Source organism: Brucella sp. NBRC 14130 (genome assembly GCF_040371715.1).
Taxonomy (GTDB): domain Bacteria; phylum Pseudomonadota; class Alphaproteobacteria; order Rhizobiales; family Rhizobiaceae; genus Brucella; species Brucella intermedia.
The window spans coordinates 558,005-570,937 of sequence record NZ_BAABTE010000001.1; the positions used below are offsets into that span (position 1 = coordinate 558,005).

Consider the following 12,933-nt stretch of genomic DNA (forward strand, 5'->3'; position numbering starts at 1 on the left):
CCGACACCTCACGTAGCCAGATATTTCTTGAGGAAGGAGCGGGTACGCTCCTGCACCGGGTTGCTGAGTATCTGGTCCGGCGGTCCTTCTTCCACGACCACGCCGCCATCCATGAACAGGATGCGGTCGGCAACCTCGCCTGCAAAACGCATCTCGTGCGTGACGATCAGCATCGTCATATGTTCGGCGGCAAGCTGTTTCATGACGGCATTCACTTCGTCCACCAGTTCTGGGTCGAGCGCCGAAGTCGCCTCGTCGAAAAGCATCACCTTCGGCTGCATGGCGAGCGCACGCGCGATTGCCACGCGCTGCTTCTGCCCGCCCGACAGGCGCGAGGGATAGACGTCGATCTTGTCGGCAAGCCCGACCTTCGACAGAAGCTCCAGCGCCAGCGTGCGCGCCGCGTCCTTGCCCATGCCCTTCAGCTTGATCGGGCCGAGCGTGATGTTTTCCAGCACGGTCAGGTGCGGGAACAGGTTGAAGTGCTGGAACACCATGCCCATCTGCTGGCGCACCGCATTGATGTGCTTTTCGAACGCCTGCCCTGCCAGCGGCTGGTTGACCTGCACGCCGTCCAGCCAGACCTCGCCGCCATTCAGCGTTTCCAGATGGTTGATCGACCGCAGGAGCGTGCTCTTGCCGGAACCGCTGGGGCCGATGATGGCAACGATCTGGCCGCGCGCCACTGAAAGGTCTATGCCCTTCAACACTTCCAGCGCGCCGTAGGCCTTGCGGGCGCCCTTCACTTCGACCATCGGTTGTGCCGATTTGGAGCTGCTCATCGCGTGACCTCCACTTTTCTTTCAATGCGCCGCAGGCCAGCCTCGAGCACGAGATTGACCACGTAATAGATGGCCGCGACGGTGATATAGAATTCAAACGGGCTGAAGGTTTCACTGATGGCAAGCTGGGCGCTGTGCACCAGTTCCGCAATGCCGATGATCGAAACCAGCGACGTGTCCTTCAGAAGAACGATCATGTTGTTGCCGATCGGCGGGATGGTGTTGCGGATCGCCTGCGGAATGACGACATAGCGCAAGGCCTGTCCGTGGCTGAAACCGATGGAACGGGCGCCTTCCATCTGGCCGGGATCGACAGCCACGATGCCCGCGCGGATGATGTCGGCATTATAGACCGCGAAATGCAGGCTGAGGCCGATGATGCCCGCGCCAAGGGCCGGAATATCGATGCCGATCTGCACCAGCCCGAAATAGATCAGGAACAGTTGCAGCAGAAGCGGCGTTCCCATGAACAGCCACATGAAGATCCGCACCGGCCAGGCGAGGATTGCGGGCGCATAGAGCACCACCAGCGCAAAAGCGATGCCGAGCACGAAGCTCAGGAAGGCCGAAGCCACGGTCAGAACCAGCGTCCACCAGAGGCCTGTCAGAAGCAGATCGGTATAGGGAGTGACGATGCTGAAATCGAGAGCCTGCATCCAGTCCTCCCTCACTGCGCCGCAAAGCGCTTGTCGAGAAGATCGACCCCGCGCGCCACGACATAGATGATGATCATGTAGAGAATGGCGGCGACGCCGAAAATCTCGAACGGCTTGTAGGTCGAGCCGATAAAGCGCTGCGCGGTATAGGTCAGCTCGACCACCGAAATGGTGGAAACCAGCGCCGAGCCTTTCAAAAGAGCGATGGCGTTGACGCCAAGCGGGCGGATCATCAGCCGCGCCGCCTGCGGCAGCACGACGAGACGCATGGTCTGGCCGCGTCCGAAACCGATGGAGCGCGCGGCTTCCGTCTGTCCGCGATCAACGCTCTGAATCGCGCCGCGGATCGATTCCGACATATAGGCGCCGATATTCAGCCCGAGCCCGATGACACCGGCGGCAAACGGCTCCAGATTGATGCCCACCTGCGGGCCGCCGAAATAGAGAATGAAGAGCTGCACCAGGCAGGGCGTGCCGCGAAAGACGCTGACATAGGCCGCCGCCAGCCCGCGCAGAATGGGGGAGCGGGAAAGGCGGCCCGCCCCGAGTATTGCAGCCACCACAAGGCCAAGGATCAGGGCCAGCGCGGAAATTTGCACAGTCACCCATGCCGCCTCCAGAAAAAACGGGAGGACGCGCTGCATCAACGCAAAATCCATCGGAAAACTCCGGTCAATCGGTTCTCAGCCGGCCCGGGCAATTGCCGGGCCGGGATGACGGCATGTCAGCGGATGTCGCTGCCGATCCACTGCATCGAGATTTTCTCGTAGGTGCCGTCGGCCATGATCTCGTCGAGAGCCTTCTGCATCGCTGCCTTCAGTTCCGGATTGTTCTTACGGATGGCGATGCCGATGGCGACGCTGCCGCCTTCGATGTCCGGCGTATCGAGCTTGCGGACCTTCTGCCCGGTTTCCTTGATCGCCACCATGACCGGGATATTATCGACGACGATGGCGTCGACGCGGCCCGAATTCAGCTCCAGCATCAGTTCCGGCAGGCCCTTATAGGTGCGGATGGTCCAGCCGCCCTGCTCACGCGCCCATTTCTCGTGGGTTTCGCCAAGCGTCACGCCCAGCGTCTTGCCCTTGAGATCATCGAGCTTCTGCACGGCAGAATCTTCCTTCACGAAAACCGCGCGGCCCGCGTGATAATAGGGGCCGACGAAGTCCACCGCCTTCTCGCGCTCCGGCGTGATCGTCATGGAGCCGACCACCGTGTCGAACTTGCCCGCCCGGAGACCCGCGACGATACCGTCCCAGGCGGTGGTGATGAGCTGCGGCTTCAACTGCATGCGTTCGGCAATGGCCGAACCGATGGACGCATCGAAGCCCACGACCTCGTTCTTCTCATTGACGAAATTGAACGGCGGATACTGGCCGCTCATGGCGATCTTGAGTTCTCCCGATGCCTTGATCTTTTCAAGATCATCCGCCTGTGCGGGCGCAACTGCAAAAACTGCGATGGCGGCAATCGCGGCAGCGGCAATGAAACCCGTGAATCTGTTAAACATCTTGTTCCCGACTTCCTCTTGTTTGTTTTTCTTGAGGCTTGTTTCTGCCCCTCAATATTCATGATTGCTTTTATGGATTCATTTCGCAAATAGATAATGGGAATGGATTGCATAGATTTCATGAATGGATAAAGCCATGTCGTTACATAGGCCCGAGCGCCTTGTCTGGGATCTGGACTGGAACCTGCTGCGCAGTTTCGTGGTGATCGCGGAGGTGAAAAGCATCACCCGCGCAGCCGAACGCCTCAACCTCAAACAGCCGAGCGTAAGCAATGCCTTGCGCCGTCTGGAAGACCGCATCGGCCAGCGGCTGGTGGAGCGGGATGCCACCCATTTTGAGCTGACGGAAGTCGGCAAGCTTCTTTATGAGCAGAGCATCGAGGTCTTCGGCGCCATTTCCCAATTGCCGCAGCTGGTGCGCGGAGTGGGAGACGATGTAACCGGCCATGTCACCATATCGGTTGCGAGCCACATTATCTCGCCTATCTTCGATCAGGCGCTTGCGCTCTTTCACGAACAGCATCCGCGCGCGACCCTGACGATCAACGTATCCGCCAGCACCGAAGTCGCCCGGCTGGTGCGCGAGAAGCGCGCCTCTTTCGGTCTGGGGCTGGTAAGCAATCGCGATCCGGCGCTCGACTACACGATGGTCTATCGGGAGTTCTTCGGCTTTTTCTGCGGCCCCCGCCATCGCATGTTCGGCCAGTCGGGGCTGACGCTCGCCGACCTGAAGGGCGAGCCGTCCGTGTCGTTCCAGACCGACCATATTGCCGACGCGCTGCGACCTGTCGCCCTGCTCCGCAGCGAGGCGCGGCTTTCGCCGGAGGTGGTCGGCACGTCATCGAGCCTTGAGGAAGTGCGCCGCATGATCATCACCGGCCTTGGCATCGGCCCGCTGCCGCTGCACGTGGCCCGGCGCGAGATCGATGACGGTCTTCTCTGGCGACTGCCACCCTATGAAAACCCGCCCGCCATCGATGTTTTCCTGATCCACAATCCGGAAACCAATCTCAATAAGGCCGAGAAGGCCATGCTTGCCGGACTGAGGGGGCTGATCGCTTCCACGCCCATGGAAGAGCGTATCTATGGAGATTGACGAGCGGGCATTACCCGCTCGTCCTTATGGCGTCATTCTGCCGCTTCGGCAGCGCATAGAGCATCGCATTCGGCGGTTTCCGTCGCAGCGGAAAGGCTGGCCTGACCAAGCGCGACGACGGCCATTGCGCTGAGGCTCGCCACGACCGAAACCCAGAAGCCGTTCCCGGCGCCGAAATTGTCGACCACCCAGCCGGAAACGAAGGCGCCCAGCGCCATGCCGATGCCAATGCCAGTCATGACCCAGGTGATGCCTTCGGTCAGCATCGCCTCGGGCACGCGGCGTTCGATCAGGCCGAAGGCCGTGATGAATGTCGGGGAAATCGCAACACCGCTGACGAACACCGCCGTTGCCAGAAGCGCGGTCGATGTACCGGCGAAGGGCAGCGGCAGCGCAGTCAGGGCAAGGACGCTGACGGCGATCAGCAACTGGCGCTGCAATGGAATGCGGATCGACAATGCGCCAAGCGTTATCCCCACAAGAAACGAACCGATGGCATAGACACCGATGACGATGCTGGCGGCGCCGGGCTCGCCAAGCTCACGCGTGATCGCCACGGCGCTGACTTCAGCCGTCGCGAAGGTCGAGCCGACGAAGATGAGAGCAAGCGTGATGATCTGAACGGGACGAGACCAGATGGCGGAGCGTTGCGGGTTGTTCCGGTCGAGCGCACGAATCGGCGGCTCGCTGGAACGCTGCAGGAGGAAGGCAACCGTCCCCACGGCGAGGAAGGCCGTGCTGATCAGCATTCCAGCTTCGGGAAACAGCGAAACCGCCAGGGCCACGGAAAGGGAGGCACCGGAAATATAGACCAGCTCATCAGCCGCAGATTCAAACGCGAAAGCGGTGTTCAGCTCGGGACGATTGCGGAAAATTTCAGTCCATCTTGCCCGCACCATTGCGGGAATGCTGGGCATGACGCCGGCAAAGAACGCCGAGGCGAACAGGGTCCAGTTCGCCCAGCCCTGATTTGTAGCTATAAGCAGGAAGACGAAGGCTATCACCGAAACGATGGTGGCGGGCATGACGATGCGGCTTTGTCCGTAACGGTCGACAAGGCGCGAAATCTGCGGCGACACAAATGCATTCGTCAGCGCGAACGTGGCGGAGACCGCGCCCGCCAGCCAATATTCGCCATGGGTCTGCGCGAGCATGGCTACAATGCCGACAGGCGCCATCGCAATGGGAAGACGGGCGAAGAATGCAGCCGCCGAAAAGCCGACAGCGCCGGGCGCGCTGAAAATCTCTCTATATGGATTGGACATCGGAGTGGGTCCTTGAAAGGGGAAATTGCATCACTTGCATACGGTCCGTATGTTAATTAAATAATTGATACGCGGCGTATGTCAACTAATATACGCAGCGTATCTGAATAAATGGAGCGACGATGCGTAAACCTCGCAGCGAAATGATTGCCGAAACAAGGGCGAAGCTGATGGCTGCGGGCCGCAAGGCATTTGGCACCGTTGGTTATGCCGAAGCTTCGATGGATGACTTTACCGCCTCCGCCGGACTGACGCGGGGCGCGCTTTACCATCATTTCGGCGACAAGAAGGGTCTTCTGCAGGCCGTGATCAACGAAATCGATTGCGAGATGGCCGCGCGGCTGTGCACGATTTCGGCGAAGGCGCCCAACCGCTGGCAGGGCTTTGTCGACGAGAATGTCGCCTATATCGAAATGGCGCTGGAACCTGAAATCCAGCGCATCATGTTCCGCGACGGACCGGCGGTGTTTGGCGATCCGTCCTGCTGGCCGAGCGCCAATGGCTGCATCCGCACGATCACCACAAGCCTCGATGCCTTGCGCGAGGAAGGCGTCATCATCGATATCGACGCGGAAGCCGCCGCACGGCTGATCAACGCGGCAAGCAGCAGCGCGGCGCAGTGGATCGCCAATTCCGACGATCCCGAAGCCACGTCAAAGCGCGCGGTGAAGGCGTTCCGGACATTCCTGGAAGGTCTGTTGAAGCGGGAAGGTTGAGCTAGCCCGAGACGATCGAGGTGAAATCAGCCATGCCCGCGAAACGGGCGGCACGGACCTTGCCATATTTGCTCTTGTCGACGACAAGATGTTTCTCGACGGCGCGTTGCATGGCCATCTGCTTGATCGGCACTTCGTGGAAGTGCGAGCACGTGACCCCGTGCTGTTCATCGACCCCGCCGGCGGACAGAAAAGCCTTGTTGATGTTGACGCGCTTCAGCACATCGATCCCCTCATCGCCCGAAAACGATGCCGCCTCCGGGTGGTAAAGCCCGCCCAGAACGATGAGGCGCACATCGCCGCGCTGCGACAGGATTTCGGCGATGTTGAGCGCATAGCAGACGACGGTGATGTGCTGGTTCTGCGGAATGCGGTGAGCAAGATGCGGCATCGTCGTGCCGCAATCGATGAAAACCGTATCATAGGGTTCGATCAAAGCAGCGGCTGCGGCGCAAGCCTGCGCTTTCGCGCCGGCATGGCTGTCCTTTTCAAAATCGAAGACATAATCGCCGTTGGCACCGTCTTGTGTGGGGATAATGTAACCACCCAAACAATTGAGCGCTGCGCCGTCGCTGCCTATATCGCGGCGGATCGTCATTTCCGAAACGCCGAGGCGCGCTGCCGCATCGCGCAGACGAAGCACGCCGACTTCATCGACCAATGCCGCCAGTTCAGCGATGCGCTCTTCTTTTCGGCTGATTCTGCTCACACTGTCCCCAATTCTTGCAGTCTGCTCATCCGTTTATACGTCCCTCACATTTCACGCAATTACGATCCTTCGATCTTGACAGGCCGAACATAAATGTGAAACGATCCAAACATAATGATCGGATTATAACATTATAATTCGCATTGTCGGGAGGATATGACAACAGGGTTTTGCGCGCGCCGGACAGAATTCGGTTCGCAGCGTCAAACAGGCGGGAAAACAGATTGATTTTCGCCCGGCCGGGAAGCCGGGCATGGAGGAGAACGCCGGTGCACCCACCGTTCCGGGTGCACCGGCGCAGCAACAGTTGAGCCTGTCGGAGCCACCGAGGCAGACGGCCAAGGAATTCCCAGGGAGGAAAAACCGGTGAAAAAATTTCTAGCATCCGTGGCGATTGCCATGTCCGTTGCCGTTCCGCACGCTTTCGCGGAAGGCGTCGTTGATACGTCGAAGATCAACAAGGAACTCATCACCACGGCCAATGACAAGAAGTACACCATCGCGACGGTCGTGAAGGTGGACGGCATTGCATGGTTCGACCGCATGCGCGATGGCGTGGACCAGTTCAAGGCCGATACCGGCAATGACGTCTGGATGGTCGGCCCGAGCCAGGCGGACGCCGCGGCACAGGTGCAGATTGTCGAAAACCTGATCGCGCAGGGCGTTGACGCTATTGCCATCGTGCCGTTCTCGGTCGAAGCAGTGGAGCCGGTTCTGAAGAAGGCGCGCGAGCGCGGCATCGTGGTCATCAGCCATGAAGCATCCAACATCCAGAACGTCGACTACGACATCGAAGCCTTCGACAACAAGGCCTATGGCGCCAACCTCATGAAGGAACTGGGCAAGTCGATGGGCGGCAAGGGCAAGTATGTCACGACCGTAGGCAGCCTGACCTCCAAGTCGCAGATGGAATGGATCGACGGTGCCGTCGAATACCAGAAGGCGAATTTCCCGGAAATGGCAGAGGCAACCGGCCGCCTCGAAACCTATGACGACGCCAACACCGACTATAACAAGCTCAAGGAAGCGATGACCGCCTATCCGGACATCAAGGGCATTCTCGGCGCGCCGATGCCGACCTCTGCCGGAGCCGGACGCCTGATCGCCGAAGGCGGTCTCAAGGGCAAGGTCTTCTTCGCAGGCACGGGCCTCGTTTCGGTGGCTGGCGAATATCTGAAGAATGACGACATTCAGTACATCCAGTTCTGGGACCCTGCCGTTGCAGGCTATGCCATGAACATGCTGGCCGTCGCAGCGCTTGAAAAGAAGAACGACCAGATCAAGGCCGGTCTCAATCTGGGTCTGCCGGGCTATGAAAGCCTGCTGGCGCCGGATGCCGCCAAGCCGAACCTGCTCTATGGCGCAGGCTGGGTCGGTGTGACCAAGGAAAACATGGATAAGTACGACTTCTGATATCCATGGATGTTTAGAGCGCATCCCGAAAAGTGTGAAACGGTTTTCGGAATAGATGCGCGTCTAAACAAACATATGGAGCGCCGATCTGATTCAATCATATCGAAACGCGCTTGACGGGAGGAGCTTCATGCCCCTCCCACCCTGCCAATCGCATTCCAGCCTTGCACGAGGCCCCTCATGAGTGAAAACCTGATCGAACTGCGCCATATCGGGAAACGTTTCGGTGGCGTCAGGGCGCTGGACGACGTTTCCTTTGCCATCAAGCCCGGCGAAATCCACTGTCTGGCAGGCGAGAACGGCTCCGGCAAATCTACCATCATCAAGGTCATGTCGGGCGTCTACACGCCGGAAGACGGCGAGATACTGATCGACGGCAAACCTGTCGGCAAGCTCGATCCCGTCAAGTCGGTTCATCATGGCATCCAGGTGATCTATCAGGATTTCTCGCTGTTCGGGAACCTGACCGTTGCCGAAAATCTGGCCATCAATACTTTTCTGATCGAAGGCCGCAAGGGCGTCGACTGGAAGCGGGTGCGCGAACTGGCGCAGAAGGCACTGGACCGGCTTGGCGTCAGCATCGACCTCGATGCGGATGTGGACAGCCTGCCCACTTCCGGCAAGCAGATCGTGGCGATTGCGCGCGCCGTCATGGCCGACGCCCGGCTCATCATCATGGACGAACCGACAACCGCACTGACGCGGCATGAGGTGGACGCGCTGTTCAGGATCGTGCGCGATATTCAGACGCAGGGCATCGCGGTGCTCTTCGTCAGCCACAAGATGCGCGAGATGCTGGAAATAAGCGAAAGGCTGACCGTCTTCCGCAACGGCAGGAAAGTTGCCGAAGGCCCGATTTCCGATTTCGACGAGCCGTCGATCACACGCGCCATGACCGGCCAGGAACTCACATCGGACCATTATCACTGGACCCCGCGTGAAGGCGCTTCGGCCAATCCGACGCTGGAAATCGCCAATCTCTCCGTTCCCGGTTCCGTGGACAATGCCAGCCTCACCCTCCATGCAGGCGAGATCGTCGGCATATCCGGGCTGATCGGTTCGGGCCGCACGGAGCTCGCGCTGGCTCTCTTCGGCATGAAGCCGGATTTCACCGGCACCGTGCGTATCGACGGCAGGCAGGTCCACCCGAAAACCGTGCAGGAAGGGATCGCCTGCGGCGTCGCCTATGTGCCGGAAGACCGCCTGACGGAAGGCCTGTTCCTGACGCAATCGATCGAGCGCAACATCATCGTGACCTCGATCGAGAAATTCGTGCGCGGCCTTTTCATAGACCGCGCGAAGGCGGACACCACGACCCGCGACATGTTTTCGGCAATGCACATCGTGGCCCCCGGCCCGCATACGCCAGTCAACCACCTGTCGGGCGGCAATGCGCAGCGCGTGGTGCTGGCGCGCTGGCTTTTGACCGGCGCCAAGGTGCTGATCCTCAATGGGCCGACCGTGGGTGTCGATGTCGGCTCCAAGGCGCAGATCCACAACATCATCCGCAAGCTCGCGCGCGATGAAGGGCTCGCCGTCCTGATGATTTCCGATGACGTGCCCGAGTTGGTGCAGAACTGCAATCGTGTGCTGGTGATGCATCGCGGGCGTTTCGTCGATGAGCTTTCCGGTGAAACCATGACCGAAGATGCCGTCAACGACCGGCTCAAGACGCTGAATTGAGGAGCCGGCAAATGAAATTCTTCCGCAGTACCGAATTCATCATTGCCTGCGTCCTGTTCGCGGCGATGGTCATTATCGGCCTCATCAATCCGGCATTCTGGTCGCTGGACAATATCTTCGGCCTCCTGCGTTCCAATGTCGTGATCGGCATCATGGCGCTCGGTGTGTTGCTTGTGATGATTTCCGGCGGCATCGATGTTTCCTTCACCGCCTTTGCCATCGCGGCCATGTATCTGACAGTCCGCGCCATGGTCTATCTCGGCTATGACGGCGTGTTCATTCCCTTCGTCGCGGCAACGCTGATCGGCCTGCTGCTCGGCGCTTTCAACGGCCTGATCATCCATCGCTTCAAGATGATCCCGCTGATCGTCACGCTCGGCACAGGCTCCATCGTGCGCGGACTGGTGCTGGGCCTTGTCGGCACCAGCATCGTCAACATCAACAAGATGCCGAAGGAACTGATCGCATTCGGCAAGACCGATGTGATCTCGCTGACATCGGCCTCCGGCACGGCTTTCGGCCTGACCGCGATGTTCCTCGTCTATCTGGCGCTGGCGCTGCTGATCCACCTGATCCTCAACTATACGATGATCGGGCGCAGCGTCTATGCCTATGGCGGATCGCCGGAAGCGGCAAAGCGCGTCGGCTTCAATACCCGCCGCACCATCTTCTTCGTCTATTGCGTGGCCGGGGCGCTCGCAGGCTTCGCGGGCCTTCTGCATTCCTCGATGATCTGGCTTGCCAATCCGCGTGATTTCGTCGGGCTTGAGCTGGACGTGATCGCAGCCGTGGTTCTGGGCGGCGCGTCGATCTTCGGCGGACGCGGCACCGTTCTCGGCACGCTGATGGGTGTCTTCATGCTCGTCATGGTCAAGAACTCGCTCATCATCATGAAGGTCGACACCACATTGCAGCGCGTCGTGGTGGGTCTCATCATCATCGTTGCCACCGCCATCACCGCATGGCGTGACCGCAAAAGCATCGCCTGAGGAGACAAGCGACATGAAACAGTCTTCCGACATGCGCCGCATCCTTGGCGGAGACAGCAATATCATCCAGCTCATCGTCATCACCGTGCTGGTCTTTGCGTTGATGACCTGGATGAATCCGGACAAGTTCCTGCGCTATTACAACTTTGAATCCATCAGCTACATCATGCCGGAGCTGGGCATCCTCTCCGTCGCCATGATGATTGCCATGCTGACGGGCGGCATCGATCTTTCGGTGGTCGGCATCGCCAATCTGGCGGGCATCGTGGCCGGGGTTTATTTTCACTCCTCCATGGTGCAGGCGGCACAGGCCTCCGGCTCGGGGATGCTGTTCTACACCATCATCGGCATATTGCTCGCACTGCTGGTCGGGCTTGTGTCGGGGCTGGTCAACGGCCTCCTCATAGCCAGGCTGCGCATCACGCCGATCCTCGCCACGCTCGGCACCGGACAGGTGCTGATGGGGCTTGCCCTGGTTCTGACCGGCGGGCCTGCCATCGTCGGCTTCCCCGATGCGTGGAACTGGGTCGGTAACGGCAATCTGTTCGGCATCGCCACGCCTTTCCTTCTGTTCATCGCGGTGTGCATCGTCGTGGCAATTCTCCTGACGCGCACGACGCTCGGCATCAATCTCATGCTGATCGGCACCAATCCCCGGGCTGCCGTCTTTGCCGGCATCCGCAAGGAGCGCATGATCCTTTACTCCTACATGCTCACCGGCGTTCTGGCTTCCATAGCCGGGATCATCCTCTCGGGCCGCACCAACGCCGCCAAGTCGGACTATGGCGCGTCCTACCTGCTGCAAGCCGTGCTGATCGCCGTTCTCGGGGGCACCAATCCGGCAGGCGGCAAGGGGCGGGTGCTGGGCATCGCCATCGCGCTCGTGGCGCTGATGCTGCTTTCCTCCGGCTTCCAGATGATGCGGTTCTCCAACCATCTCATCGATTTCATCTGGGGCGCTTTCCTCATTCTCGTCATCGCGATCAACGCATCGCGCAATCAGGGCAGGTGATCCCTATGCAAAATATCGGGCCGGACATCGAATTTCATCTTCGCCGCCAGGATTTTGTCGAGCAGCCGCATGTGATCGCCAACACCTATGGCCTCAGCGTCACCGCCTTTCGCTATCCAAGCGGCATAGAGGCCCTGCTGGTCGAGAACGAGCGCGGCAACATCATCGTGCTGCCCTTCATGGGCCAGATGATCTGGGGGGCTGAATTCGACGGCGTGGACCTCACCATGGGCAACAGCTTCTCCATGCCGCGCCCGGCAACCACCATCGTGGAAACCTATGGCTGCTTTGCGTTCCACAGCGGCATCCTGCGCAATGGCTGTCCTTCGCCTCAGGACAATCATCTTCTGCATGGCGAAATGGCCTGCGCAAAGATGGACAAGGCGGGCCTTCTCTTTGGTCATGACGCGCGCGGCGTCTTTGTCGAGATCACCGGCGAATACGAATATGTAATGGGCTTCGGCGCGCATTATCTGGCACGGCCAAGCGTGCGGCTTCATGCCGATGAAACGCTGTTCGACATCACCATGGACGTGGAGAACCTTTCATCCGCTCCTATGGAGCTGATGTATATGTGCCACGTCAATTTCGCCTATGCGGAAGGCGCGCGGATCGTGCAGCCGGTGCCCTATACGCCGGATCACGTGCAGGTGCGCACCGCCGTTCCCGGCCACGTTACGCCCAACGACGATTACCTGTCGCTGATCGACGAACTGGCCTCCGACCCGGCCGCGATGGAAGTGCTGGATGAACCGGAGCGCTACGATCCCGAGCAGGTCTTCTATATTCGCGGCTTGCCGAAAGATGCCGATGGCAACACACATCTGATGATGCAGCTTCCCGAGGGCGACGGATTTGGCATTTCCTACCCGACCGAAATCTTCCCAAAAACCGTGCGCTGGATTCTCGTGAACGGAGACGCGCAGGTTGCAGCCTTTGCCCTGCCCTCGACCTGCGAGCCGGAAGGCTATCTGGCCGAAAAAGCCAAGAACAATGTGCAGGTGCTGGCACCGGGTAAGCGCGCCGTCTTTCCCGTGCGCGTCGGCTATCTCGATACGACAGCCGCCGAACAGTTTGAAGCCACGATCAAGGCACTCTGAAA

Annotated in this window: 13 protein-coding genes; 7 read left to right on the top strand and 6 right to left on the bottom strand. The window is 59.6% G+C overall.

Features of this window, described 5'->3' with window-relative positions:
• Nucleotides 1-8: 8 nt before the first annotated feature.
• From ABWW28_RS02715 to ABWW28_RS02730, 4 genes are all read right to left on the bottom strand, one after another.
• Nucleotides 9-755 carry an amino acid ABC transporter ATP-binding protein gene (locus tag ABWW28_RS02715; protein ID WP_113342536.1) on the bottom strand — a complete coding sequence of 249 codons (747 nt, stop codon included), beginning with the start codon at nucleotides 753-755 and terminating at the stop codon, nucleotides 9-11.
• A gap of 23 nt (nucleotides 756-778) precedes the next feature.
• Nucleotides 779-1,438, bottom strand: coding sequence for an amino acid ABC transporter permease (locus tag ABWW28_RS02720; RefSeq protein ID WP_353390240.1), 660 nt, complete (start codon nucleotides 1,436-1,438; stop codon nucleotides 779-781).
• Nucleotides 1,439-1,449: 11 nt separating this feature from the next.
• A complete protein-coding gene (locus tag ABWW28_RS02725) occupies nucleotides 1,450-2,097 on the bottom strand; it encodes an amino acid ABC transporter permease (protein WP_113342455.1) in 648 nt (215 codons plus the stop codon).
• 65 nt (nucleotides 2,098-2,162) lie between these two features.
• The gene (locus ABWW28_RS02730) at nucleotides 2,163-2,948 is read right to left on the bottom strand and encodes an ABC transporter substrate-binding protein (protein ID WP_176587999.1); all 786 of its coding nucleotides are present in this window, start codon (nucleotides 2,946-2,948) and stop codon (nucleotides 2,163-2,165) included.
• Between the two features lie 136 nt (nucleotides 2,949-3,084).
• Here ABWW28_RS02730 and ABWW28_RS02735 point away from each other — a divergent pair, with 136 nt between their 5' ends.
• On the top strand, nucleotides 3,085-4,044 hold the full coding sequence (locus ABWW28_RS02735; RefSeq protein WP_021585453.1) for a LysR family transcriptional regulator: 960 nt from the start codon (nucleotides 3,085-3,087) through the stop codon (nucleotides 4,042-4,044).
• 32 nt (nucleotides 4,045-4,076) lie between these two features.
• Here ABWW28_RS02735 and ABWW28_RS02740 read toward each other — a convergent pair whose 3' ends face one another.
• On the bottom strand, nucleotides 4,077-5,309 hold the full coding sequence (locus ABWW28_RS02740; RefSeq protein ID WP_113342453.1) for an MFS transporter: 1,233 nt from the start codon (nucleotides 5,307-5,309) through the stop codon (nucleotides 4,077-4,079).
• Between the two features lie 122 nt (nucleotides 5,310-5,431).
• Here ABWW28_RS02740 and ABWW28_RS02745 point away from each other — a divergent pair, with 122 nt between their 5' ends.
• Entirely contained in the window at nucleotides 5,432-6,025 is a 594-nt protein-coding gene (locus tag ABWW28_RS02745; protein WP_006468306.1) for a TetR/AcrR family transcriptional regulator, read from the top strand.
• 1 nt (nucleotide 6,026) lies between these two features.
• Here ABWW28_RS02745 and ABWW28_RS02750 read toward each other — a convergent pair whose 3' ends face one another.
• Nucleotides 6,027-6,734: a DeoR/GlpR family DNA-binding transcription regulator gene (locus ABWW28_RS02750; protein WP_006468305.1), complete on the bottom strand. Its 708-nt coding sequence runs from the start codon at nucleotides 6,732-6,734 to the stop codon at nucleotides 6,027-6,029.
• 366 nt (nucleotides 6,735-7,100) lie between these two features.
• On the opposite strand from ABWW28_RS02750, the gene ABWW28_RS02755 reads away from it, so the two are divergent.
• The 5 genes from ABWW28_RS02755 to ABWW28_RS02775 all read left to right on the top strand — a co-directional run bounded on the left by ABWW28_RS02755 (nucleotide 7,101) and on the right by ABWW28_RS02775 (nucleotide 12,931).
• Nucleotides 7,101-8,147: an autoinducer 2 ABC transporter substrate-binding protein gene (locus ABWW28_RS02755; RefSeq protein ID WP_006468304.1), complete on the top strand. Its 1,047-nt coding sequence runs from the start codon at nucleotides 7,101-7,103 to the stop codon at nucleotides 8,145-8,147.
• A 180-nt stretch (nucleotides 8,148-8,327) separates the two neighbouring features.
• Nucleotides 8,328-9,830 (top strand): sugar ABC transporter ATP-binding protein, encoded by a 1,503-nt coding sequence (locus tag ABWW28_RS02760; protein ID WP_006468303.1) that lies wholly within the window; start codon nucleotides 8,328-8,330, stop codon nucleotides 9,828-9,830.
• Between the two features lie 11 nt (nucleotides 9,831-9,841).
• Nucleotides 9,842-10,819 (top strand): ABC transporter permease, encoded by a 978-nt coding sequence (locus ABWW28_RS02765; RefSeq protein ID WP_176588000.1) that lies wholly within the window; start codon nucleotides 9,842-9,844, stop codon nucleotides 10,817-10,819.
• Between the two features lie 13 nt (nucleotides 10,820-10,832).
• Entirely contained in the window at nucleotides 10,833-11,831 is a 999-nt protein-coding gene (locus ABWW28_RS02770; protein WP_006472055.1) for an ABC transporter permease, read from the top strand.
• Nucleotides 11,832-11,836: 5 nt separating this feature from the next.
• Nucleotides 11,837-12,931 carry an aldose 1-epimerase family protein gene (locus ABWW28_RS02775; RefSeq protein WP_006472054.1) on the top strand — a complete coding sequence of 365 codons (1,095 nt, stop codon included), beginning with the start codon at nucleotides 11,837-11,839 and terminating at the stop codon, nucleotides 12,929-12,931.
• The last annotated feature ends 2 nt before the right edge of the window (nucleotides 12,932-12,933 follow it).

Coding starts and splice junctions, on each gene's coding strand:
- ABWW28_RS02725 (WP_113342455.1), bottom strand. CDS start 2,097: ATGGATTTTGCGTTGATGCAGCGCGTCCTCCCGTTTTTTCTGGAGGCG.
- ABWW28_RS02760 (WP_006468303.1), top strand. CDS start 8,328: ATGAGTGAAAACCTGATCGAACTGCGCCATATCGGGAAACGTTTCGGT.
- ABWW28_RS02720 (WP_353390240.1), bottom strand. CDS start 1,438: ATGCAGGCTCTCGATTTCAGCATCGTCACTCCCTATACCGATCTGCTT.
- ABWW28_RS02770 (WP_006472055.1), top strand. CDS start 10,833: ATGAAACAGTCTTCCGACATGCGCCGCATCCTTGGCGGAGACAGCAAT.
- ABWW28_RS02745 (WP_006468306.1), top strand. CDS start 5,432: ATGCGTAAACCTCGCAGCGAAATGATTGCCGAAACAAGGGCGAAGCTG.
- ABWW28_RS02730 (WP_176587999.1), bottom strand. CDS start 2,948: ATGTTTAACAGATTCACGGGTTTCATTGCCGCTGCCGCGATTGCCGCC.
- ABWW28_RS02775 (WP_006472054.1), top strand. CDS start 11,837: ATGCAAAATATCGGGCCGGACATCGAATTTCATCTTCGCCGCCAGGAT.
- ABWW28_RS02735 (WP_021585453.1), top strand. CDS start 3,085: ATGTCGTTACATAGGCCCGAGCGCCTTGTCTGGGATCTGGACTGGAAC.
- ABWW28_RS02765 (WP_176588000.1), top strand. CDS start 9,842: ATGAAATTCTTCCGCAGTACCGAATTCATCATTGCCTGCGTCCTGTTC.
- ABWW28_RS02715 (WP_113342536.1), bottom strand. CDS start 755: ATGGTCGAAGTGAAGGGCGCCCGCAAGGCCTACGGCGCGCTGGAAGTG.
- ABWW28_RS02740 (WP_113342453.1), bottom strand. CDS start 5,309: ATGTCCAATCCATATAGAGAGATTTTCAGCGCGCCCGGCGCTGTCGGC.